Raw genomic sequence first — 23511 nt, 5'->3', positions numbered from 1 at the left:
AGCGGTTATAAGTCAGGTGTTATAAGTGAAAACTAAAAACAATAAACTACAAACCAAAAACCTTAAGGTGGTTATTGCGGCGGGGCTCACCTCTTCCCATCCCGAACAGAGAAGTTAAGCCCGCCTGCGCAGATGGTACTGCAGTTTTGTGGGAGAGTATGTCGTCGCCTTTCTTTAAGAACCCTATTCTGAAAATGAATAGGGTTTTTTGTTTAAAATGAGGTACCTTAGCTCAGATGGTAGAGCAATGGACTGAAAATCCATGTGTCCCTGGTTCGATCCCTGGAGGTACCACAAAATGCTCGGATGGTGAAATTGGTAGACACGCTGGACTTAAAATCCAGTGGACAGAAATGTCCGTGCGGGTTCAAGTCCCGCTCTGAGTACAAACTAGACTTCAATCGGCTAACTGGCTCATTGGAGTTTTTTTATGAAATTGCAGTCTTAAAAACTAAAAGCTTCTCGCTTATCCCATACCGCGTTAGGGATGGAACGGCATCCTTTTGCTTTTTTCTTTAAAAAGCAAAAGATACAGCGTACAGTCCGGCCCATAGGGAAACGCCATAATTCTTTTTACACTTCTGTTAAATTAAGGTCAACTTTGATTTTAAATATGAGTTTGGTCACCCTTTTTACTCTCGAATCTGTATTTTTGTTTTTTAATTTTATATGTCATGAAAAAAAGTTTCGTATTGTTAATGCTGTTTGTTATTTCAAACCTGGCAGCTCAAGAGCGTCCCAAGCTAGTTGTAGGAATTGTAATTGATCAAATGAAAATGGAATATTTATATCGATTTTCAGAGGATTTTTCTCCAAACGGATTTAAAAGATTAATGAATAATGGATATGTTTTTCAAAATATGCATTATAATTATGTACCGACTTATACAGCTCCGGGACATGCATCAATTTATACAGGAACTACGCCAGCAACGCATGGAATTGTAGGAAATGAGTGGTTTAACAGAAGCTCAGGAAAGCAAATGTATTGTACGGATGACACTTCTGTAAAAACAGTTGGTGACGGAACTGTGGATGAAGGGGAAATGTCTCCAAAAAACCTACAAAGTACTACCATTACAGATGAAGTTAGAATGGCGACAAATTTTGAAGGAAAAGTGATTGGAATTAGCCTTAAAGACCGTGGCGCAATTTTGCCAGCAGGGCATTTTGCTAATTGGGCTTTTTGGTATAGTAAAACAGGATCTTTTATTTCAAGTACTTTTTATGGAAATAAACTACCGGATTGGGTATCAGAATTTAACAATGAAAAAAACTACCTGAAATACATTAATAAAGGTTGGGATTTGTATAAGCCAGCTTCAACGTATAATGAAAGTCTTCCTGACGATAATCCTTATGAAGGAAAATTATATGGCAGTTCAGCACCTGTTTTTCCATATGATTTAAAAACAATGTATGAAAAAAATGATGCCGGAATATTGAGATCTACTCCTTTTGGAAATGATTTGCTAGCAGATTTTGCCAAAAAGGCTATTGAAAAAGAAGAGTTAGGTAAAGATAATATTTCGGACTTTCTTACGGTGAGTTTCTCCTCTACAGATTATGTTGGTCACTTATTAGGACCACGTTCCATGGAGCTCCAGGATACTTATTTGAGATTGGACCAGACAATAGCCGATTTTTTAACTTATCTGGATAAAACAGTAGGAAAAAATAATTATTTACTTTTTTTAACTGCTGATCATGCTGGCGCTGAAAATGTTATTTACTTGAAAGACCGTAAATATGATGTAGATAATTATCCTTCAAAGGATTTTAAAAAGAATTTACAGGATTTCTCAGTGAAAACATTTGGTGTAGATTTACTTTTGAATTATTCTAATTTTAATATATTTTTTAATAAACAAATCATTAAAGAAAAAGGCTTTGACTTGGTAAAAGTAAAACATGAGTTTAAAGCGTTTTTAATTTCGCTTCCGCAGGTTAAAAAAGTATATACTGAAGAAGAAATTTTAAGTAATTCAGGAAATGATTACTATTTGAATTTTGTTGCAAAAGGATATGATGTAACTCAGAATGGTGATATGGTTGTAATTGGTAAACCGGGCATTATTGAATATTTACCAACTGGAACTTCGCATGGAACAGCTTATACCTATGATACTCATGTACCAGCAATTTTTTATGGGTGGCATATTAAAAAAGGAGAATCTTATGATAAAAAGGCGATTACTGAGATTGCTCCAACCATTGCTCAAAAAATAAAAGTTTCTTTTCCTAACGGTACCGAGGCTAAAGTTTTGCAAGAAGTCTTAAATGATAAATAATCAATATAAATTTTAAAAACCTGTTTTACTTAGACAGGTTTTTAGAAATAAAAAAGACCTTTTTAATAGAAAGGTCTTTTTTACATTTAGTGATTTAGTAAGCACTTATTTAATGTTAACAACTATGCGTTTGTTGTTGCTAATTCTTCATTGTAAGGAAGATTCCATGCTTCGGCAACTCCTTTGTAAAGAATTTTTCCGTTGGCAATATTCAATCCTTTTTTTAATTCTTCGTTTTCATTACAAGCTTTTTCCCATCCTTTGTTCGCTAATTGTACTGCATAAGGTAAAGTAGCATTAGTTAAAGCTAAAGTAGATGTATAAGGAACTGCACCAGGCATATTGGCGACACAATAGTGAACAATATCATCAATAATGAAAGTTGGATTTTCATGTGTTGTTGGAGTACAAGTCTCAATACATCCTCCTTGATCTACAGCAACGTCAACTACAACAGTTCCAGGACGCATTAATTTAAGCATGTCTCTTGTAATTAAGTGTGGTGCTTTTGCTCCCGGAATTAAAACTGCTCCCACAATTAAATCGGCATCTTTAATTGCTTTTGTAATATTGTAATGATTTGACATTTCTGTATTTACATTTGCAGGCATGATGTCATCAAGTTGGCGCAAACGTGGTAAGCTTAAATCCATAATAGTTACCTGGGCTCCTAAGCCTGCAGCCATTTTTGCAGCCTGTGTTCCAACGATTCCACCTCCTAAAACTAATACTTTTGCAGGTGGCACACCCGGAACACCTCCTAAAAGAATTCCTCTTCCTTTTAACGGTTTTTCAAGGTATTTAGCACCTTGCTGAATCGCCATACGACCCGCAACTTCTGACATTGGTACTAATAAAGGCAAACTTCTGTCTGCTTTTTCAACGGTTTCATAAGCTAAACATACAGCTCCTTTTTCGAGCATGGCGTGAGTTAACTCTTCTGATGAAGCAAAGTGAAAGTAAGTGAAAAGCAATTGATCTTTTTTAATTAAGGGATATTCAGAAGCAATTGGTTCTTTAACTTTTATAATCATTTCCGCAATAGCATAAACGTCTTCGATTGTTGGTAAAACAACTGCGCCCGCATTTGCATATTCTTCATCGCTGAAACCACTTCCTAAACCTGCAGTGGACTGAACATAAACTGTGTGCCCATGTTTTTTCATTTCAGAAACACCGGCAGGAGTTAAAGCTACACGGTTCTCATTATTTTTAATTTCTTTTGGAACACCTATTATCATTTTTGTTATATTTTATATTTTCTATTGAGTTTATGTTACAAATTTATCAATAGAGAATATATTATTGGTGATTAGGTTTTAAATAAGAAAATATTATTTTATTTCATATTTTTACAGTAAAATATTCTGTTTAAATTCCTTTTTGTTTCCTCAAAAAGAAAAAATGACTGATTTTAATTAAAATACACTAAACCTATTTATTATGGCTCTGGATGAAATTGATAAAAAAATCTTACGTCTTTTACAGGAAAATGCACATTATACACTTAAAGACATTGCAAATAAAATAAATTTGTCATTAACACCTGTTCATGATAGAGTTAAACGTCTTGAAAAAGAAGGTGTTATAGAGAAATATGTTTCGATTTTAAATAAGAAAAAACTAGGGAATAATTTAACTGTTTATTGTCAGGTAACCTTAACAAAACAGACATATGATACCTCTGAAGGTTTTAACCAGTCAATTTTAAATATGCCTGAAGTTGTAGAATGCAATTATGTCTCAGGAAATTTTGATTATATGCTTAAGATTATCATTCCGGATATGGAAAGCTACCATCATTTTCATCAAAAGAAATTATCTGTTTTACCGGAGGTTTCCTTGATTAATACTGTATTTGTAATTTCAGAAGTAAAAAGCACAACGGTTTTGCCTATTTAGGTGCAAAAAAAAGCCACCTTGAAATTTAAGATGGCTTGTGATTTATAAATTTAAAAATTGTTTTTTATATGATGATTCTGAAGATCTCACCATTTTTGTTTATCATTTCTATTCGTACACTTTGACCTTCGTCTTTTTTATTTAAAAGTTTCGAAACAGTTTCAACGTTTGTTGCCTTTATATTATCTATACTTAGAATAATATTGCCTTGTAGCTCATTTTGATACTGCATCAAATTTTCATTTGTAATATTTTTGATTTTTACGCCGTAATCAATTTTGAATTTCTTTTTGTCGACAGCGTCAATGTTTTCCAGTTCTATACCTTTAAATTCTGTGCTGAAAAATTCATTTTTACTTAGTGTTACTGAGGCTGTTTTGGATTTTCCTTCTCTTATATAAGTTACCTGTACAACATCGTTAGGTCTTTTGGTATTGATATATCCAGAAAGATCTGCAAATGTCGAAATATTCTGATTGTCTAATTTAACAATAATATCACCTTTTGTAAGGCCAGCCTTTTGAGCTCCTGATTTAGGGGTAACTTTATTGATGTAGAAGCCCTGTGTTTCAGAAATACCTAATTCTTTTGAAGCATTACTGTTTAATTCGCCACCTTCAACTCCTAAAATTCCTCTTTGTACATTTCCGAATTCCATTATATCTTCTACAATTTTGCGTGCATTGTTTGATGGAACTGCAAAAGAATATCCAACATAAGATCCTGTCATTGAAGTAATCATAGTATTAATTCCGATTAATTCTCCACGTGTATTTACCAATGCTCCACCACTGTTACCAGGGTTTACGGCGGCATCGGTCTGAATAAAGGACTGGATTCCGCTATTGTCTAAATTTCTGGCTTTCGCCGAAACAATTCCGGCTGTAACAGTAGAAGTCAAGTTATAAGGATTACCAACGGCCAAAACCCACTCACCAACTTTTACGCTATCAGAATTAGCAAAAGCAGTATATGGTAATTTTTCCCCGGCATCAATTTTCAATAAAGCAATATCCATTTTAGAATCTGTTCCAATTAATTTTGCTTTATATGACTTTTTATTGTTTAATGTAATTTCAATTTCGGTTGCATCCTTAATAACGTGATTATTTGTTACGATGTAACCATCCTCAGAAATAATAACTCCTGAACCGGTTCCAACCTGTTCTTGTTGTTGCTGTCCTCCATAACCGTAGAAAAATTCCAGCATAGGATTACTAACAGTTCTTCGGGAAACATTTTTAACGTGAACAACCGTGTGAATTGTTTTATCAGCAGCTTCAGTAAAATCTACTGTCTCAGCAGCAAGACCAACATTTCTGCCAAAAGAATTCGGGGCAAGAGTAACAATAGGATTTTCTCTTCCCAATAAAGAATTGCTGCCGTCAAATAATAATTTGTAAGCACCAAGAGTAGTGGCACCACTTAATAATGACACTAAAAATAAGCTTGAAAATCTTTTCATAATTAGGATTTATGTTTAAGTTACTACTGTAAAATTAAAGCAAAAAAATATTTTGGAAAACGGTTTAACGCTCTTTAACATTGATTAACATTTCATTAATTAATAGTTCGTACTTTTGTACTTCTAACAACTAAAAAATGCAAATAGAATTTTATAAATATCAGGGTACAGGAAATGATTTTGTAATGATTGATAACCGTTCAGATTTCTTTCCCAAAAATGATGTAAAACTTGTTGAACGCTTATGTGACAGACGTTTCGGAATTGGAGCTGACGGACTTATTTTACTCGAAAATGACGTTGAAACCGATTTCAAAATGGTGTATTATAATTCAGATGGAAACGAAAGTTCAATGTGTGGAAACGGAGGTCGTTGTCTTGTAGCATTTGCCAATCAATTAGGTGTTATTCAGGATAAAACTACTTTTATCGCCACAGATGGATTACACCATGCAACTGTTAATAAAGAATCAATTGTTTCCTTACAGATGATTGATGTTGATGAAGTTCAAAAGAAAGATTCGTATACTTTTTTAAATACAGGTTCTCCTCACCATGTGCAAATCGTAGATGATTTAGAGCATTATAATGTAAAAGAAAATGGTGCTGCAATTCGTTATGGAGAGTTGTACGGGCAAAAAGGAAGCAACATCAATTTTGTCGAAAAAATAAATGATTCTGAGTTTTCACTTCGTACTTATGAAAGAGGTGTGGAGGATGAAACTTTGGCCTGCGGAACAGGTGCAACAGCTGTTGCAATTGCTATGAATGCAACCGGACAAACTGATAAAACTTCAATTGATATAAATGTTGAAGGAGGAAAATTAGCCGTTTCTTTTGATAAATTAGGAGAACATTTTACGAATGTTTTTTTAATGGGTCCAGCAAAGTTTGTTTTTAAAGGAACAATTGAAATTTAATTTTCAAAAAATATAAAATTGCAATGATAACTCTCAAAGGAAAAAATATTTACCTGCGTGCTTTAGAACCTAATGATTTAGAATTCGTGTATGCCATGGAAAATGATCAGAGCATTTGGGAGGTTAGTAATACGCAAACTCCATATAGCCGTTTTCTTGTGCGTCAATATCTCGAAAATGCACACCAGGATATTTATGAAGCCAAACAATTGCGTCTGGCGATTTGCCAGGATGAAGATTTTCCGGCGATTGGTTTGATTGATTTATTTGAATTTGACCCTAAAAATAACAGGGCAGGAGTTGGTATTGTAATTCAAAATAAGGAAAATAGAAATCAAAACATTGGTTCTGAGGCTTTAGAGCTATTAATAAAATATTCTTTTTACAATTTAAATTTACATCAATTGTATGCAAATATTAGTGTAGGAAATGTAGCAAGTATAGCTCTTTTTACTAAATTTGGCTTTGAGCAAACAGGAATTAAAAAAGATTGGATCTTGCTAAATGGACACTATCAGGACGAGGCAATTTTTCAGTTAATTAACAAACAAATTTAAATTTTTTAGACTTTGAAATTAAAAAAGATTATCACGATAGTTGCCGTAGCCGTTATTTCAATTTTGATGATTTACGGATTCATTTTAATTAGCAGAATTTTTAGTGCCAATACCAAATTTGAAGAAAAAGAACTTTACGTATATGTTCCTACGGATGCTACTTATGCAGATGTAAAAAAAATATTAGAACCTTATATTAAGAATTTCGATAATTTTGAAATGGTTGCCAATAAGCGCAGCTATCCTGAAAATGTAAAGTCAGGTCGTTTTTTACTTAAAAAAGACATGAACAATATTGATTTGGTCCGTGCAATGCGTTCCAATGTTCCGGTTAAACTGGCTTTTAATAATCAGGAACGTTTAGAGAATTTTGCAGGAAGAATAGGTTCTCAAATAGAAGCAGATAGTTTATCATTACTGAAAGCAATTAAAGATTCTACTTTCTTAAAAGAAAATGGCTTTAATGAAGATAATGTTTTTGCTATGTTTATTCCAAATACTTATGAAGTGTACTGGAATACCTCTGCAGTGAAATTCCGTGATAAAATGATTAAGGAATATCACAATTTCTGGACTGCAGAAAGAATTGAAAAAGCTAAAAAACAAGGATTAACACCAGTTCAGGCTACTATTTTGGCTTCTATTGTACACAAAGAATCAGTAAAAAAAGATGAAAGACCTCGTATTGCGGGAGTTTATTTAAATCGTTTACGTTTAGAAATGCCTTTACAAGCTGATCCAACAGTGATTTATGCTTTAAAATTGCGTGACAATAATTTCGATCAGGTTATCAAAAGAGTTTTTTATAATGACTTGATTATGAGATCTCCTTATAATACTTATGTAAATATCGGATTGCCTCCGGGACCAATTGCGATGCCTGACATTACTGCTGTTGAAGCTGTTTTAAATCCTGAAAAACACGATTATATTTATTTTTGCGCCAGTACAGAACGTTTTGGTTATCATGAATTTGCTTCAACTTATGAGCAGCACACCATTAATGCAAAAAAATATTCAGACTGGATTGCCAGTCAGGGCGTAACAAGATAGTTTTGAATTTTAGAGTTTATTTATTTTTATCGATTTTATTCGTTTTGTGTGTTCAGTCTGCTGAAGCTCAGGATAAAATCGATAATTTTTTTAAGCCTTCTGATACTTTAAATGTAAAAAGGCAAAATACAGTTATCATAACTGAAGCTGCCTTGGCTTCTGCAACATTAGTTGGTTTGAATCAGATTTGGTATGCCGATTATGCCAAATCCGATTTTCATTTTATAAATGATAATGATGAATGGCTCCAAATGGATAAAGTTGGACACTTTTATTCAGCTTATCATTTAGGAAGATTTGGTGCTGAAGCCTTGAATTGGAGTGGTGCCAGTTCTAAAAATCAATTAATTTACGGCGCAGGTATTGGTTTCGCTTTTCTTACTGCTGTTGAAGTTTTAGACGGATATTCTGCCGAGTGGGGTGCATCTTCAGGTGATATAATCGCGAATGCAGCCGGAACGGCATTGTATGTTTCTCAGGAATTACTTTGGAAAGAACAGCGAATTACACCTAAATTTTCTTTTCATACCACCCAATATGCGAATCAAAGTCCGGATAAGCTTGGTAAATCCCTTAATGAACAGATTTTAAAAGATTATAATGGGCAGACTTATTGGCTTTCAGTAAACCTGCATTCTTTTGCTAAAGAATCAAAAATTCCAAAGTGGTTGAATGTCGCTTTTGGATATGGAGCCGATGGAATGTTATCCGGGAATAATAAAAATGAAAATTTCGTTTCAGCCCAAAACCCACAAAAATTTCGTCAGATTTATCTTTCTTTTGACCTCGATTTAGCTAAAATTAACACAAAATCGCACTTTTTGAAAACTGTTTTTTCTGTTTTTAACACAATTAAAATTCCGGCTCCAACGCTCGAATATACCGCCAATAAAGGGCTTAAAGGACATCTGGTTTATTTTTAAAAACCATAAAGTGCTGATTTATAGTATTGTTTTTGTTTTATTACCTTTGCGCCGTAGAAATTTCAAAAAGGTGACAGCGTTTTGAAGAAAAACAATTTATGATAAAGAAATGGTATTATTACACTAGTTTAATCGTTATTATTACATTTTTAACTTTGGGTTTCAAACCCTTTAATCTGGAAACCAAACCTTGGTTTTATACAGAAAAAACAGATGGATCGGAATACTTATTTCCATCTCTTGACAAAGATGATTATCCATCACAAACAAAATTAAATGCACCATTCACCGGAAATCGGCTAATTGGCTTTAAAGAAGCAATTGCTTTTAAAGAATCACAGGGAAAATACCGAAAAGTAAATTCAATTGGCTATATGGGAAAATACCAATTTGGTTCTAAAACTCTAAGAGCTGTAGGTGTTAACAGTGACAAAGATTTTTTAAAAAATCCAGCCTTACAGGAAAAAGCGTTTATTGCTTTGTTATCTAAAAACAAATGGATTTTACGCAGGGAGATTGAAAAGTATGAAGGAAAAATCATTAACGGAATTGAAATTACCGAGTCAGGAATTTTAGCAGCAGCCCATTTAGGAGGTGCCGGTTCTGTAAAGAATTTTTTCAAAAACAAAGGGAACAGGCATTTTAGAGATGCTTATGGAACCTCTTTAAGAAGTTACATGAAAGCATTTGGAGGTTATGATCTCTCTTATATTGAGGCAGATAGTAACGCAACAATTAACGACTAAGAATTAAAAATAAAAATCCCGATAAATTCGGGATTTTTTATGCAATCTAGTTTTTAATCTATTAATATCTCTAAGATTTTTATAGCTGCCTCACTAATTTTTGTACCAGGTCCAAAAATAGCAATTGCTCCTGCATCGAATAAACATTGATAGTCCTGGGAAGGTATTACCCCGCCAACAATAACCATAATGTCTTCACGGCCATGTTTTTTTAACTCTTCGATAACTTGCGGAACTAATGTTTTATGACCTGCAGCCAATGACGAAATTCCTAAAATATGGACGTCATTTTCAACAGCCTGTTTTGCGGCTTCTGCCGGTGTTTGAAATAAAGGACCAATATCAACATCAAAACCTACATCAGCATAACCTGTTGCCACTACTTTTGCGCCCCGGTCATGTCCATCCTGTCCCATTTTGGCAATCATGATTCTTGGACGTCTGCCTTCTTGTTTTGCAAAAATATCAGCAAGCTGCTTTGCTTTTTCAAAATTTTCATCATTTTTCATTACTGCGCTATACACACCACTAACAGATTTTATTTGTGCTTTGAACCTGCCAAAAACACTTTCGAGTGCATCACTGATTTCGCCTAAAGTTGCTCTGTTTCTAGCAGCTTCAATAGCAATTTCGAGTAAATTTCCTTGCCCGGTTTTAGCACAATGAATTAATTTTTCAAGTGATTGATTAACTTTTTCGGTATTTCGGGTTTCTTTTATTTTTTCAAGCCTTTGAATTTGCTGTTTTCGTACAGTTTGATTGTCAATGTCTGAAATATGTAAAGGATCTTCTTTTTCTAATCTGAATTTATTTACACCTACAATAATATCCTGCCCACTGTCTATTCTTGCTTGTTTTCTTGCAGCTGCCTCTTCAATTCTAAGCTTAGGAATTCCGGTTTCAATGGCTTTTGTCATGCCTCCTAATTCTTCTACCTCTTCGATAAGTTTCCATGTTTTTTCTACCATTTCATTTGTCAGGCTTTCCACATAGTAACTTCCTGCCCAGGGATCAACAGTTTTGGTAATTTTAGTCTCTTCCTGTAAAAAAATCTGAGTGTTTCGTGCAATTCTGGCAGAAAAGTCTGTTGGTAAAGCAATTGCTTCATCCAAAGCATTTGTATGTAATGATTGGGTTCCTCCAAAAGCTGCTGCAGAAGCTTCAATACACGTTCGGGTTACATTGTTAAAAGGATCCTGTTCCGTTAAACTCCATCCGCTTGTCTGGCAATGCGTTCTTAAAATTAATGATTTATCACTTTTGGGATTAAATTGTTTAACCAGTTTTGCCCAAATCATTCTTCCGGCTCTCATTTTGGCAATTTCCATAAAATGATTCATGCCAATAGCCCAGAAAAATGACAGCCTTGGAGCAAATTCATCAATGTTCATACCTGTAGATAATCCGGTTCTGATATATTCTAAACCATCTGCCAGCGTATAAGCCAGTTCGATATGAGCCGTTGCACCCGCTTCCTGCATGTGGTATCCCGAAATTGAAATAGAATTGAATCTTGGCATTTTTTTGCTTGTGAATTCAAAAATATCGGCAATGATTTTCATCGAAGGCGTTGGTGGATAGATGTAGGTATTGCGAACCATAAACTCTTTTAAAATGTCATTTTGTATAGTGCCTGAAAGTTTTTCAGTCGTAACTCCCTGTTCTTCTGCAGCGACAATATAAAAAGCCATGATAGGTAAAACAGCACCATTCATGGTCATAGATACCGACATTTCATCTAATGGAATCTGGTCAAAAAGTACTTTCATATCTTCAACAGAATCAATAGCAACGCCTGCTTTTCCAACATCTCCCACAACTCTTTCATGATCAGAGTCGTACCCCCGATGTGTTGGTAAATCAAATGCGATAGACAAACCTTTTTGACCGGCTGCTAAATTTCTTCTGTAAAAAGCATTGCTTTCTTCTGCAGTTGAAAATCCTGCATATTGTCTAATAGTCCATGGTTTTTGTACATACATGGTTGCATAAGGACCACGGAGATTTGGTGCAAAACCTGCCCCAAAATCTAAAAAGTCTAATTCCTCAATATCTTTTTCAGAATAACTTTTTTTGATTTCGATTCCTTCTGCTGTAGTAAAGTGATCAACCGTTAATTCTGAATCATGGGATTTTTCATCAGATTCTTCACTTTTGAATTGTAACTTTATATGTTTAAGATCTTTTCTTATCATTGAAATACTCTTTTAGCAATTTATAATTACTTTGAAAAAGATTACTCTTGTTCTAAACGTTCCTGTTCCAGTTTTTCTGCTAATCTTTTTTCAATTATAGGTGTAATCAATGTTTTTCTGGGTTTTATTTTTACAAAAGGAAACAGTTCTAAATCATGTTTCATTTTGTCTTCAGGGTTTGGATATTTATTGGTGCCTAATAAAACTTCTTTTTGAGTATCAAATAATTCCTGCTCTTTATTGGCACTTTCCTGAATTTTCTTTTTAATGGTTCCGTCATTCAAAAGTTTCAAAAATCCCCCGCTGGCTTCAATATCCTTAAATATAGAGAGACTTTTTTCGGCGAGTTGAATGGTTAAACTTTCGATATAATAACTGCCATCAGCAGGATTATCCACTTTATCAAAATAGCTTTCGTGTTTTAAAATCAGTAATTGATTTCTTGCCAGTCGGTCGCCAAATTCGTTGTCTTTATGGTATAAAGAATCGTAAGGCAAATTGGCAACAGCATCAGCACCTCCTAATATTGCCGACATGCATTCTGTCGTGGTGCGAAGCATGTTGACATTATAATCGTATATGGTTTTATTCCGTTTCGTTGGAGTAACCAATAAATGACATTCCAAATCAGGATTGTATTCGGAAGCAATTAAGTTGAAAAGCATTCGCAGCGCAAGAAGTTTTGCAATTTCAAAGAAATAATTTGTTCCTACAGCTACCTGAAAAACAATTGGCTTTGTTAGTTCCGGAAAGCGATTCAAGTATTCGTTTGCATGTGCAAGACTGTATGCAATTTGCTGGGTTATATTTGCTCCGGCATTTTGGTATAGGCATGAATCGACGCTTAATAAAGAAAGATTTGTCGTTGCTTTTGAAATATTTTGAAGTGTTTCAAAATTATTTTTATCAGATGACACAAACCAATTTCCTTCTCGGGCTAAATGCCCAATTGGATCTAAATTGCAATAAAAAACAGCTTTTTTTTGAATGGAAATAGTATCCAGTATTTTTACGAAATCGATTGAAATGAAATTGAAATTAAAGTAAACGATTCGGTTTTCTAAAGGAAGGTTCTCTAATAATTTTTGAATGTCGATTTTTTCATTTTGAATGGTAAAACGTAAGCTTTCAGCTCCTCTGTCAAGAGAGTTTAAAGCTCTTTGAATGGATTTTTCAACATCGTAAACAAATATATTTTGGCAGATTTTAAAATTGGAAGCCTGCATTTTTACTTCAGCAGTTTTGTAATCTTCGTCGTAATGATAAAATGGTTTTACCTGAATGTCTTCCGGAGAATTCCAGATTACGGTTTTGTTGTAATCGGCACCATCCAGTTCAAACTGAATTTTTTGTTTCCACTGTTTGGATGAAATCGGACTAAAATCGTCGAATAGGGTAGTAGCCATTGTGTGTTTTCTAATTATTCTTTTTCCTGAATTGTATCGCCTTCAAATTTGATAATGTATATGTCTTCGCTGTCTTTTTTCATGAAGTACTTTTCGCGGGCGTATTTCTCTATCTGTTCAGGATTTTTGAGCTGTTTAATCTGTTCCTGGTCTTTTTTAATTTCTTCCTGATAATAGGTTTTATTGTCTTTAAGCTCATTAATCTGATCGTTTAAAAAGCGATGGTCGAAATAGGAGTAATTATCTAAAAACAGCATCCATACTATAAAAAACAGCAAAACCCAAACATATTTATTGCTTAGAAATCTGAACCACGATTTATCTTTGTACGGATTTTTCATTTTAGTTTACTTTTAGCCCCGATAGAGGTGAAAATCCTTTTGTGCCGGTGTTCGGCACAAAAGATTGAAACGGATAGCGGGAAATAGCTCCTTATTTTTATGGAATAAATTTACGATAAAAATTATAAAATCCGCTGATTAATTACGGCACGAACTACATCAATTGCTACGGTATTGTATTTGTCGTTTGGAATAATGATATCGGCAAATGCTTTTGATGGCTCGATAAATTGTTCATGCATCGGTTTTAAGGTATTTTGATAACGGTTTAAAACTTCGTCTATATCACGCCCGCGTTCTGAAATATCTCTTTTTAAACGACGAATTAATCTTTCATCAGAATCGGCATGAACGAAGATTTTAATATCGAACATATCCCGTAATTCAGGATTTGTCAAAATTAAAATTCCTTCGACAATCATTACTTTTCTGGGGTGAGTAGAAACTGTATCGTCAGTTCTGTTATGCTGAATGAAAGAATAGACAGGCTGATCTATGGTTTCGCCTGCTTTTAATGCTTTAAGGTGTTTTACCAGCAATTCAAAATCAATAGCGCGTGGATGATCAAAATTGATTAAGGCTCTTTCATCAAAAGACAAATTATGGGTTTCTTTATAGTATGAATCCTGAGAAATTACACCTACTTCAGTGTCTGGTAATTCATTCATGATTTGATGTACTACAGTTGTTTTTCCGCTTCCTGTTCCTCCTGCAATTCCAATAATGAGCATAAATTTTGATGTTATAATTTGTTTCGCAAAAATAATAATTTAACTGAATCGCTAAACATTTAAAATAATTTAACCATATAAGTAACATTAGTAAATTTAAGCTGGAAAATGTTTAAATAAAATGTTACTTAACTGAAATTATATTGCTTATATGATGAAAAATATAAAAAAATCCCGAAAGTAAAAACCTCCGGGATTTCGTGCAATCAGTATAGTTTTTATAAAATATTCTGAATTTAGTAAGCACTTGTAATTATTTATTCTTTTTTGCTTTTATCATCATTGCAAGCTGATCCCAAAGTTCTTCCGGAATTGCTTCTAATAAGTTGAATTGTCCTGCACCTTTTAGCCATTCTCCCCCATCAATTGTAATCACATCTCCGTTTACATAAGCTGAAAAATCAGAAACCAGATAGGCTGCCAGATTTGCCAGTTCCTGATGATCGCCAACACGTTTTAAAGGTACTTTTTTGGCCATATCAAATTTCTCTGCCAAATCTCCAGGTAATAATCTGTCCCATGCGCCTTTAGTCGGGAAAGGTCCAGGAGCAATCGCATTAGAACGGATTCCGTATTTTGCCCATTCTACGGCCAGACTTCTGGTCATGGCCAAAACCCCTGCTTTTGCCGTAGCACTTGGTACCACGTAAGCTGATCCTGTCCAGGCATAAGTTGTTACAATATTTAAAATTGTTGCTGATGTTTGTTTGCTGTCGATCCAGTGTTTTCCAAAAGCAAGTGTACAGTTTTTTGTACCCTTTAGTACGATATCGATAACAGTGTCAAATGCATTAGCAGACAAACGTTCTGTTGGTGAAATGAAATTTCCGGCTGCGTTATTTAAAAGAACATCTACTTTTCCAAAAGCTTTTAAAACTTCCTGAAGCATATTTTCGACTTCTTCATAATGGCGAACATCGCATTGAAGCGGTAAACATTTTCCACCGGTTTCAGTTTCCAGTTCAGCTGCAGTTGTTTTAAGCTTTTCTAAATCTCTTGAAGTAATCGCTACCTGAGCTCCTAATTCTAAAAAATATTTGGTCATCGCTTTTCCTAAGCCGCTTCCGCCTCCTGTAACTACAATGACTTTACCTTTTAAAGCATCGTCTCTTAACATTTTATCTGTATAGCTCATACTTCTTGTTTTTACAAAATTAATTAATTTAAATAGGATGCATGCATAATATTGTTATATTTTTTTAAAAAACTTTATATTAGGCATATTTTTTTTGCTGCTGATTCGAGCGTGAAGTTATCTTTAGCGAAACAAAAACGTATTAATTTATGGTCTTTATGATCTGAATAGAAAGTTGAAATTGGAATTGCGGCAACACCATGATCTGTGATGAGTTTTTTGCAAAATGTAACATCATCGTGGTTGGAAATTGAAGCATAGGACGCAACCTGAAAATAAGTTCCTTCACAGGGTTTTAACTCAAATCTGCTGTTCTGAAGCAGTTTTTGAAAATAATCCCGTTTTTCCTGATAGAATTTTCCAAGTAAATTGACGTCCACTATATCTAAATATTCACTTATTGCAGCTTGTGAAATACTGTTAACGCTAAAAACCAGAAATTGATGGACTTTTTTGATTTCTTTCATCAGATGTTCAGGGGCAATGGTGTAACCAATTTTCCATCCGGTAATATGAAAAGATTTTCCAAAAGAAGAAACCATTATGCAACGGTCTAAAAGGGAAACTTTTGGTATGTGCAGAAATATGTTTTTCTTCAAAAGTGATGTATTCATAAACTTCATCTGATAAAACAATAATATCGGGATATTTTTCAAGAAGATTCTGTAGCTGAACAAAATCTGCTTCGGTCAGGATTTTTCCTGTTGGATTATGCGGATTGTTGATGATCATCATGCTGCTTTTTGCAGAACAGGCTTTTTCTATCGTTTCCCAATTTGGCGTATAATCCTCATTTAATGCTACGCGGACTGGCTTAGCTTTGCAAAGTAAAACAGGAGCTTCATAAGAGTCGTAGCTTGGATCCAGAATAATGACTTCATCGTTTTCTTTTACTAAAGCCAATATAGTAGTAAAAATTCCCTGGGTTGCTCCAGTGGTAACCAGAAGTTCTGTATCAGTATTTATAATTCTGTTATAAGAATTTAGAACTAATTTCGCAATCTTATTCATTAATGGAGGGTAACCAGCCATTGGTGTGTATTGGTGAACGTTTTCTTTCGCTAATCTAGTAACAATATCAGTTAGTCTTTCATCAACAGGAAAATTTGGAAATCCCTGCGAAAGATTTATAGCATTGTACTCTGCTGCCATTTTTGACATTACCGTGAAAATGCTTGTGGTTACATTTGGGAGTTTACTCATAGTGAAGTTTTTTGATCAGAAACTTGTGAGTGAATTGGATGTAAATTAGTTGGGCTAGATAATTTTATTTTATAGGATTATTTACAAGAATAGGTGCAGAAAACAGAACTCGGACTAATTTACCATTTTGTTTTCCGGGAGTCCATTTAGGTGAACTATTTAGAACCCGAATCGCCTCTTCCTTTGTGCCAAAGCCAAGATCTCTTAGTACTTTGATATCACTTAATGAGCCATCTTTTTCTACAATAAAAGTGGTGTATATTTTTCCTTTTAATTTTGGTTTATCTTGCGGAATCACAAAATTGGTATTAAGAAATTTGTAAAATTCCTCTATTCCTCCAGGAAATTGAGGTTGCTCATCTAAACCGGCTGTATTATAAATTGTATTTTCATCTTCAGGAATAGTTTTTTCAGTCTTTTTTGATTGAGAAAATACATTTTGTACACAGCAAATTAAAATCAGAATTAAAAACTTTTTCATGATAATGATCGTTTAAAGGTTAGTTTGCATATTTATTAAAAGAAGAAACTTCAATGATTTTAGATTTATTGCTGTACAGGCACAACAATCGAATATATACTTCTGACTTCTTTATCATTTTGTTTTCCAGGTTTCCATCTTGGGGATGATTTTAAAACTCTTATTAGTTCTTCTCCAGTCCCATATCCAATATCACGAAGAACTTTTATATTGCTTAATACGCCATCCTTCTCGATAATAAAAGTTGCAAATAGTTTTCCTTGAATAGTTGGTCTTTTGTTTGATTTTTTATAGTTGTCATCAATAAAGTGATTAAACTTAACTCTGCCACCTGGGAATTCAGGTTTGACATCGAGGTCAATAAGGTTGTAAATTGTATTTTCGTTTAAGGGAACTATATTGCCATTTTTATTTTTCTGATGCTCTAAGGTTCTTTTGATTTCTTTTTGAGAAAAGATATTTTGAGAGAAACAAATTAAAATCAATATTAGAAACTTTTGCATAGCAATAATGATGTTTTAATGTTAGTTTACATTTTATGAATGATAAAAATAGTAGGTCTTTTATCAATGTCAATTTTCAATTTCTTCCAATCAGAAACTTTCATGGTTTTAATGAATTCCGTTGGCAACGTAATATCAGTAGCAATACAAAGATGTGTTGAAGGATTTAAAATCTGCAAAAGATCATCAATCAGTTTATTATTTCTATAAGGCGTCTCAATAAAAATCTGTGATTGGTTTTTATCCTGAGATAATTTTTCAAAATATTTTAATGCCGATTTCTTTTCATCTTTATCAATTGGTAGATAACCATTGAAAGTAAAACTTTGTCCGTTCATTCCTGATGCCATCATGGCCAATAGAATAGAAGAAGGGCCAACCAAAGGCACAACTTGAATTCCTTTTTCATGCGCCAGTTTTACAATCACAGCACCAGGATCAGCAACCCCGGGACAGCCGGCTTCGCTCATCAGGCCCATGTTTTTTCCTTCTAATAAAGGTTTTATGAAGTCTAAATGTTCGCTCGCTTCAGTTCTTTTATTTAATGTAAAAAGAACTAAATCGGATTGTTTTTTCTCTGGTAAAACAGCTTTTATGGATTTTCTGGCTGTTTTATCATTTTCAACAATATAATAATCTATAAGTTCAATACTTCTTTTTACGGTTTGAGGTAAAACATCCATAGGATCGCTTTCGCCCATAGTTGTTGGAATTAAATATAATTTTCCCAGAAGTTTCATATGTTTAATAGATTATAAAATGAAATACTTTTCAATTAAATTTAGTGTTTAATAATTGAAAAAGTAAGTTAAGAATGTTTTTCGATAAGTTTTTGGGCAATTATTTCGGCAACTTCATCCAACATCTGATAGACATTGTCAAATCCGTTAACGGCTCCGTAGTAAGGATCTGGAACGTCAACATTTTCATCCGGAAATAATTCATTTAGAATCATATTCACTTTGCTCTTGTGTTCTGGAGTTTTGGCAAGATGCATGATGTCTCTGTAATTTGAATTATCCATTACGTAGATATAGTCAAATTCATCAAAATCAGAAGTCTTGAATTGTCTTCCTTTTTGATGGTCAATACATAAACCATTTTTTTGGGCAACGGCAATTGATCTTTTATCAGGGGAATGACCCACATGCCAGGAACCGGTTCCTGCTGAATCAACTATAAAATTTTCTTTTGGTAATTTGGATGCTAAAATGCCTTCGGCTAAAGGAGATCTGCAGATATTTCCCAAACAAACCATTAAAATTTTTACTGGCATGATGCGCGTTTATAGCGTTAATTTTTTGTTGATGTCTTCGACAAATTTTTTGAATTGTTTGTCTGTAGAAACTAAATTATCGACTGTTTTACAAGCATGTAATACAGTAGCATGATCGCGATCTCCAATTTGAGAGCCAATATTTGCCAAAGAAGCTTTTGTGAATTTCTTAGCAAAAAACATAGCCAATTGTCTCGCCTGGACCACATGTCTTTTTCTTGTTTTTGACTGAAGGGTTTCAATATCCAACTGAAAATAATCAGACACGATTTTTTGAATATAATCAATAGAGATTTCTCTCTTTACATTTTTAACAAATTTCTCTACAACGCTTTTAGCTAACTCAATTGTTACTTCTTTTTTGTTGAAAGAAGACTGGGCGATTAACGAAATAATGGCACCTTCAAGTTCTCTGACATTCGATTTGATATTGCGGGCAACATATTCAAGAATATCTTCCGGCATTTCAACACCGTCACGATACAAAATGTTTTTTAAGATCGAAATACGGGTTTCATAATCTGGCTGATGCAATTCGGCAGATAATCCCCATTTGAAACGGGATAATAAACGCTGCTCAATATCCTGCATGTCAACAGGAGCTTTATCAGAAGTTAGAATTACCTGTTTTCCGTTTTGGTGCAGATAATTGAAAATGTGGAAAAATACATCCTGAGTACCTGATTTTCCTGATAAAAACTGAACGTCATCAATAATTAAAACGTCAATTAACTGGTAAAAATGAATGAAATCATTACGATTGTTCTTTTTTACGGAATCAATATATTGTTGAGTGAAAATCTCCGCAGAAATATATAAAACGGTCTTTTCCGGATATTTATCTTTTACTTCAACACCAATAGCATGTGCTAAGTGTGTTTTGCCTAGACCAACCCCACCGAAAATCAATAAAGGGTTAAAAGATGTTCCTCCCGGTTTATTGGCAACAGCCATACCTGCAGAACGGGCCAGACGGTTTGAGTCTCCTTCAAGAAAATTGTCAAAACTGTAATTCGAGTTTAATTGCGATTCAATTTTTAAATTTCTAATACCAGGAATTACAAACGGATTTTTAAGTTCCGGATTAAGGTTTTTAAACGGAGCATCCACTTCTTGTGGTTTCATTGGCACTCTGTTGGAACTTGGCAGCTGTTCTGTAAACGGCTGTTTGTTTCCATAAGTGTTTTCCATTTTAATTTTATAGAGTAACTTTGCGTTTTTTCCCAGTTCTTTGGTAAGCGCAACTTTCAATAATTTTACATAATGCTCTTCGAGCCATTCGTAGAAAAATTTACTTGGAACCTGAATATATAACGCGTTGTCGGTTAGCTCAACTGATTTGATTGGTTCAAACCAGGTTTTGTATGCCTGATCTTGAATATTGTCTTTTATAAAGGACAAACAGTTTTCCCATACTGATTGAGCAGTTTTAGTCATAAATTCAGATAAATTTTTTTTATTATTGATAAAGATTCTCCTAATAAAAGGGAGCAATTTAATTCCGTATTTCGGGATAACAAATATGTGAACAAATTTCTGTAAAAAAAAATATTTTGCTCTCTAATTTTATAAAATAATATTGTAAGAGGCTTGTAAAAATTAAATTTTTTTAATATATTAAATAATGAAAAATCATCAAACTCAGATACGTGTCCGCTACTCAGAAACAGATCAAATGGGAATCGTATATCATGGAAATTACGTTCCTTATTTTGAGATAGGACGCGTGGAATGGCTTAGAAACAAAGGGATTTCGTATAAAAGTATGGAAGAAAGCGGAATCGGACTGCCTATTGTTTCGATGCAGATAAATTACAAAAAATCGGCGCGATATGATGAGCTTTTAACAATACATACCACTTTCAAAAGTCAGTCTTCAGTCAAGATTGAATTTGACTGCGCAATCTATAATGAAGCGAATGAGTTATTAACAACGGCAGTGTTTATTTTGGTATTTATTTCGTTAAAAACAGGTCGGCCAACTGCTCCTCCGGATTATATTTTAGAATTATTTAAAACACTTGAATAATTGCTAAAACGAGGTGTATTTTATATCGATTTACATAATTTTTATATCGATTTCAAACATTAAATCAAAAGTGCTGAATATAGATTCAGCATTTTTTTTTCGGGTCTTTGTTATTATTTTACCAATTGGCAGTCCTGAATTTTCATCTATTTCCATTTCCTGAGAAGTTATTTCGAGCTTTTTCTCCTTGATTACCCGCATTACTTTGTTCATGTTTTTATAATCAAAAGATATTAAAAAATGGACATCAATGGTTTTTTCGACAATTTCACAAATCTCAAGTGTCATTTGTGCGGTAGTTTTGTAAGCGGCTATTAATCCGCCAACCCCCAATTTTATTCCGCCAAAAAATCGAACCACAACTACAAGGACATTGGTTAAACCAAAAGACTGGATTTGTCCATAAATTGGCGCTCCGGCTGTATTGCCTGGTTCTCCGTCATCATTTGCCCGATATGAAATTTTTGGTGCAGTACCAATTTGATAAGCATAACAATAATGTACAGCGTGGGGATGCTGTTTTTTTAATCTTTCAATAATAGGTTTTACTTCATCCTCAGTTTCTATTGGAAAAGCATAGCCAAAGAATTTGCTTCCTTTTTCTTTAAATAACACTTCTTCAGATTCAGAAGCAATGGTTTGATAGGTGTCGTTATATTCCAAAGGTACGGTTCTAAAGTATTTGCTTTTCAAATAAATCCACAACATCTTCCTTGCCAACTTGTAAATTCCAGACATGAAGTCCTAAAGCTGCAGCTGCATCGGTGTTTTCTTTTTTATCGTCAACAAACAAAGTTCGTTTTGGAGATAATTCATGTTTGTTGATGATATATTGATAGGCTTCCGGATTTGGTTTTCGTATTCCAATTTCAAATGAAAAATACACTTTTTCAAAACATTGGTAAAAATCCCTGTAAAAAGAAATTCCGCTTTTATTTTCGAAAGTTGCAATATGGATAGAATCGGTATTACTTAATAAAAACAGACGGTATTTTTTAGAAAGCATCTGGAGGAATTCTAATCGGTATAACGGAAAATCTGCGAGTACAGCATTCCATGCTTCCAGAATTTCTTCGATTGAGGCATTAGGAAGCTGTGCCTGAAAACCTGCCAAAAAATCATCATGCGAAATATCGCCGGTCTCAAATAACAGATTCAATCGGTCAAATTCAGAATTCCATTCGGTCATGCCTAATTTCTTCAGTCCCGAAATAGTGGCTTCTTTATCTAAATTGATGAAAATGTCTCCAAAATCAAAAATTATTGTATCAATCATAATTTCTAATATATGTTAATTCGTCGTTCTGAATGTAAGTTTTGTTTACGTTTTTCTTTTCAATAAGCGGAGCTTTTATTCCTTTATTAAAAGTAGTTTTTCCTGTAAAAATGCGGGCTTCATCCCAAATATTCTGATTAATGAAAGCCTGTAAAGTTTGTGAGCCTCCTTCGATAATAATGGACTGAATCTGATTTTGATGCAAAACAGCCAAAATTTGCGGTATTATATTTTGATTAAAATTAATTACTTCAAAAGTTGTGTTTTCTGTTGAAAGGGCAGTTTCAGATTTAGTAAAAACAATCGTTTTAACACTGTTGTCAAAAATAAAACTGTCTTTTGGAATTCTGTTGCTTTGATCCAAAACGATTCTTACAGGATTGTTCCCCGACCAGTCCCTGATATTTAATTTCGGATTATCATCAATTGCAGTTTGAGTGCCAACCAGGATTGCCTGTTCTTCGTTTCTCCATTTATGAACCAATTGTCTGGAATAAGGATTGGTTATCCAAACAGGCTGGCGCTTCTGCCCAGGTTGTTTTTCAGGCGCTAGAAAACCATCGTGACTTTCAGCCCATTTTAAGATAATATAAGGCCGCTTCTTGTTGTGAAAAGTAAAAAAGCGCTTGTTGAGTTCATAGCATTCATTTTCTAATACACCAACAATTACATTAGAACCTGATTTTATTATTTTTTTTATTCCCTGTCCGGCAACTTTTTCGTTTGGATCAACAGTGCCCACAACCACATTTGGAATTTCATGTTCAATAATCAAATCAGAGCATGGTGGTGTTTTTCCAAAGTGGCTGCAGGGTTCTAAGCTTACATAAATAGTGGATTTTTTGAGTAAGGATTTGTCTTTGACAGATCGAATCGCATTGACTTCGGCGTGGGGTTCCCCGGCTTTTTTATGCCAGCCTTCGCCGATAATTTTATCCTCGTAAACAATTACACTTCCTACCATTGGATTTGGATATGTTGTTCCAAAACCATTTTTGGCCAGTTCTATGCAGCGTTTTATGTATTTTTCATGTGTGTTCACATTGCAAAAGTAGTCATTTTTGAGTTTTGGTCTAAT

The 23511-nt window shown here is 34.0% G+C and carries 23 protein-coding genes, 2 tRNA genes, 1 rRNA gene and 1 pseudogene; 11 read left to right on the top strand and 16 right to left on the bottom strand.

All coding sequences use genetic code 11. The features are described from left to right. Window positions 1-63: 63 nt before the first annotated feature. The 4 genes from rrf to pafA all read left to right on the top strand — a co-directional run bounded on the left by rrf (window position 64) and on the right by pafA (window position 2291). Window positions 64-173: ribosomal RNA gene (gene rrf / locus OZP09_RS07225) — 5S ribosomal RNA — on the top strand. Window positions 174-221: 48 nt separating this feature from the next. Continuing rightward, a tRNA-Phe gene (locus OZP09_RS07220) sits at window positions 222-294 on the top strand. Between the two features lie 6 nt (window positions 295-300). Then, window positions 301-386: transfer RNA gene (locus tag OZP09_RS07215), tRNA-Leu, on the top strand. 288 nt (window positions 387-674) lie between these two features. After that, complete coding sequence (pafA, locus tag OZP09_RS07210; protein ID WP_269237196.1) at window positions 675-2291, top strand: alkaline phosphatase PafA; 1617 nt, start codon at window positions 675-677, stop codon at window positions 2289-2291. Between the two features lie 122 nt (window positions 2292-2413). Here pafA and ald read toward each other — a convergent pair whose 3' ends face one another. Further along, window positions 2414-3532, bottom strand: a complete 1119-nt coding sequence (gene ald / locus OZP09_RS07205) for an alanine dehydrogenase (protein WP_281310531.1) — start codon at window positions 3530-3532, stop codon at window positions 2414-2416. A gap of 202 nt (window positions 3533-3734) precedes the next feature. Between ald and OZP09_RS07200 the strand changes: the two genes are divergently transcribed. Next, entirely contained in the window at window positions 3735-4193 is a 459-nt protein-coding gene (locus tag OZP09_RS07200) for an Lrp/AsnC family transcriptional regulator (RefSeq protein WP_163394545.1), read from the top strand. Between the two features lie 64 nt (window positions 4194-4257). Here OZP09_RS07200 and OZP09_RS07195 read toward each other — a convergent pair whose 3' ends face one another. Beyond that, a complete protein-coding gene (locus OZP09_RS07195) occupies window positions 4258-5658 on the bottom strand; it encodes a trypsin-like peptidase domain-containing protein (protein WP_269237195.1) in 1401 nt (466 codons plus the stop codon). A gap of 137 nt (window positions 5659-5795) precedes the next feature. Here OZP09_RS07195 and dapF point away from each other — a divergent pair, with 137 nt between their 5' ends. The 5 genes from dapF to OZP09_RS07170 all read left to right on the top strand — a co-directional run bounded on the left by dapF (window position 5796) and on the right by OZP09_RS07170 (window position 9857). Further along, a complete protein-coding gene (gene dapF, locus OZP09_RS07190) occupies window positions 5796-6578 on the top strand; it encodes a diaminopimelate epimerase (protein ID WP_269237194.1) in 783 nt (260 codons plus the stop codon). 23 nt (window positions 6579-6601) lie between these two features. Beyond that, window positions 6602-7135, top strand: a complete 534-nt coding sequence (locus OZP09_RS07185) for a GNAT family N-acetyltransferase (protein WP_269237192.1) — start codon at window positions 6602-6604, stop codon at window positions 7133-7135. Between the two features lie 12 nt (window positions 7136-7147). Then, entirely contained in the window at window positions 7148-8188 is a 1041-nt protein-coding gene (mltG, locus tag OZP09_RS07180) for an endolytic transglycosylase MltG (protein ID WP_269237191.1), read from the top strand. Window positions 8189-8190: 2 nt separating this feature from the next. Further along, a complete protein-coding gene (locus OZP09_RS07175; RefSeq protein WP_269237190.1) occupies window positions 8191-9111 on the top strand; it encodes a DUF2279 domain-containing protein in 921 nt (306 codons plus the stop codon). A gap of 98 nt (window positions 9112-9209) precedes the next feature. After that, window positions 9210-9857 (top strand): peptidoglycan-binding protein LysM, encoded by a 648-nt coding sequence (locus tag OZP09_RS07170; RefSeq protein ID WP_269237189.1) that lies wholly within the window; start codon window positions 9210-9212, stop codon window positions 9855-9857. Window positions 9858-9910: 53 nt separating this feature from the next. Here the strand turns inward: OZP09_RS07170 and scpA are convergent, their stop codons facing one another. The 11 genes and pseudogenes from scpA to dnaA form a co-directional block, all read right to left on the bottom strand. Next, a complete protein-coding gene (gene scpA, locus OZP09_RS07165) occupies window positions 9911-12052 on the bottom strand; it encodes a methylmalonyl-CoA mutase (protein ID WP_281310530.1) in 2142 nt (713 codons plus the stop codon). Window positions 12053-12093: 41 nt separating this feature from the next. Next, complete coding sequence (locus tag OZP09_RS07160; RefSeq protein ID WP_281310529.1) at window positions 12094-13458, bottom strand: methylmalonyl-CoA mutase subunit beta; 1365 nt, start codon at window positions 13456-13458, stop codon at window positions 12094-12096. Window positions 13459-13472: 14 nt separating this feature from the next. Then, window positions 13473-13799: an FtsB family cell division protein gene (locus OZP09_RS07155; RefSeq protein WP_223681836.1), complete on the bottom strand. Its 327-nt coding sequence runs from the start codon at window positions 13797-13799 to the stop codon at window positions 13473-13475. A 122-nt stretch (window positions 13800-13921) separates the two neighbouring features. After that, window positions 13922-14530, bottom strand: a complete 609-nt coding sequence (udk, locus tag OZP09_RS07150) for a uridine kinase (protein WP_269237187.1) — start codon at window positions 14528-14530, stop codon at window positions 13922-13924. Between the two features lie 253 nt (window positions 14531-14783). Further along, window positions 14784-15665, bottom strand: a complete 882-nt coding sequence (locus tag OZP09_RS07145) for an SDR family oxidoreductase (RefSeq protein WP_281310528.1) — start codon at window positions 15663-15665, stop codon at window positions 14784-14786. A 74-nt stretch (window positions 15666-15739) separates the two neighbouring features. Next, window positions 15740-16868, bottom strand: a pseudogene (locus OZP09_RS07140) (methionine aminotransferase). A gap of 64 nt (window positions 16869-16932) precedes the next feature. Continuing rightward, window positions 16933-17349, bottom strand: a complete 417-nt coding sequence (locus OZP09_RS07135; protein WP_281310527.1) for an energy transducer TonB — start codon at window positions 17347-17349, stop codon at window positions 16933-16935. A 65-nt stretch (window positions 17350-17414) separates the two neighbouring features. Beyond that, window positions 17415-17852, bottom strand: coding sequence for an energy transducer TonB (locus OZP09_RS07130; protein ID WP_281310526.1), 438 nt, complete (start codon window positions 17850-17852; stop codon window positions 17415-17417). 26 nt (window positions 17853-17878) lie between these two features. Next, window positions 17879-18592 (bottom strand): SAM-dependent methyltransferase, encoded by a 714-nt coding sequence (locus tag OZP09_RS07125; protein ID WP_281310525.1) that lies wholly within the window; start codon window positions 18590-18592, stop codon window positions 17879-17881. 68 nt (window positions 18593-18660) lie between these two features. Then, the gene (locus tag OZP09_RS07120; protein ID WP_269237184.1) at window positions 18661-19128 is read right to left on the bottom strand and encodes a low molecular weight protein-tyrosine-phosphatase; all 468 of its coding nucleotides are present in this window, start codon (window positions 19126-19128) and stop codon (window positions 18661-18663) included. 9 nt (window positions 19129-19137) lie between these two features. Continuing rightward, entirely contained in the window at window positions 19138-20565 is a 1428-nt protein-coding gene (dnaA, locus tag OZP09_RS07115) for a chromosomal replication initiator protein DnaA (protein WP_223681827.1), read from the bottom strand. Window positions 20566-20752: 187 nt separating this feature from the next. Between dnaA and OZP09_RS07110 the strand changes: the two genes are divergently transcribed. Continuing rightward, window positions 20753-21157, top strand: a complete 405-nt coding sequence (locus OZP09_RS07110; RefSeq protein ID WP_223681826.1) for an acyl-CoA thioesterase — start codon at window positions 20753-20755, stop codon at window positions 21155-21157. Window positions 21158-21187: 30 nt separating this feature from the next. Here OZP09_RS07110 and OZP09_RS07105 read toward each other — a convergent pair whose 3' ends face one another. Genes OZP09_RS07105 through ribD form a run of 3 tightly spaced genes read right to left on the bottom strand, consistent with a single transcriptional unit; the run spans window position 21188 to window position 23475 of the window. Continuing rightward, a complete protein-coding gene (locus OZP09_RS07105) occupies window positions 21188-21820 on the bottom strand; it encodes an IMPACT family protein (RefSeq protein ID WP_281310524.1) in 633 nt (210 codons plus the stop codon). A gap of 10 nt (window positions 21821-21830) precedes the next feature. Then, complete coding sequence (locus OZP09_RS07100; protein WP_269237183.1) at window positions 21831-22433, bottom strand: HAD family hydrolase; 603 nt, start codon at window positions 22431-22433, stop codon at window positions 21831-21833. Further along, window positions 22426-23475: a bifunctional diaminohydroxyphosphoribosylaminopyrimidine deaminase/5-amino-6-(5-phosphoribosylamino)uracil reductase RibD gene (ribD, locus tag OZP09_RS07095; RefSeq protein ID WP_281310755.1), complete on the bottom strand. Its 1050-nt coding sequence runs from the start codon at window positions 23473-23475 to the stop codon at window positions 22426-22428. Before ribD ends, OZP09_RS07100 begins: the two co-directional genes overlap by 8 nt. Window positions 23476-23511: the final 36 nt, after the last annotated feature.

The organism is Flavobacterium flavigenum, assembly GCF_027111255.2.
GTDB lineage: Bacteria > Bacteroidota > Bacteroidia > Flavobacteriales > Flavobacteriaceae > Flavobacterium > Flavobacterium flavigenum.
Note: the sequence above shows the minus strand (reverse complement) of the source record. Positions and strands in the feature narration are given on the sequence as shown.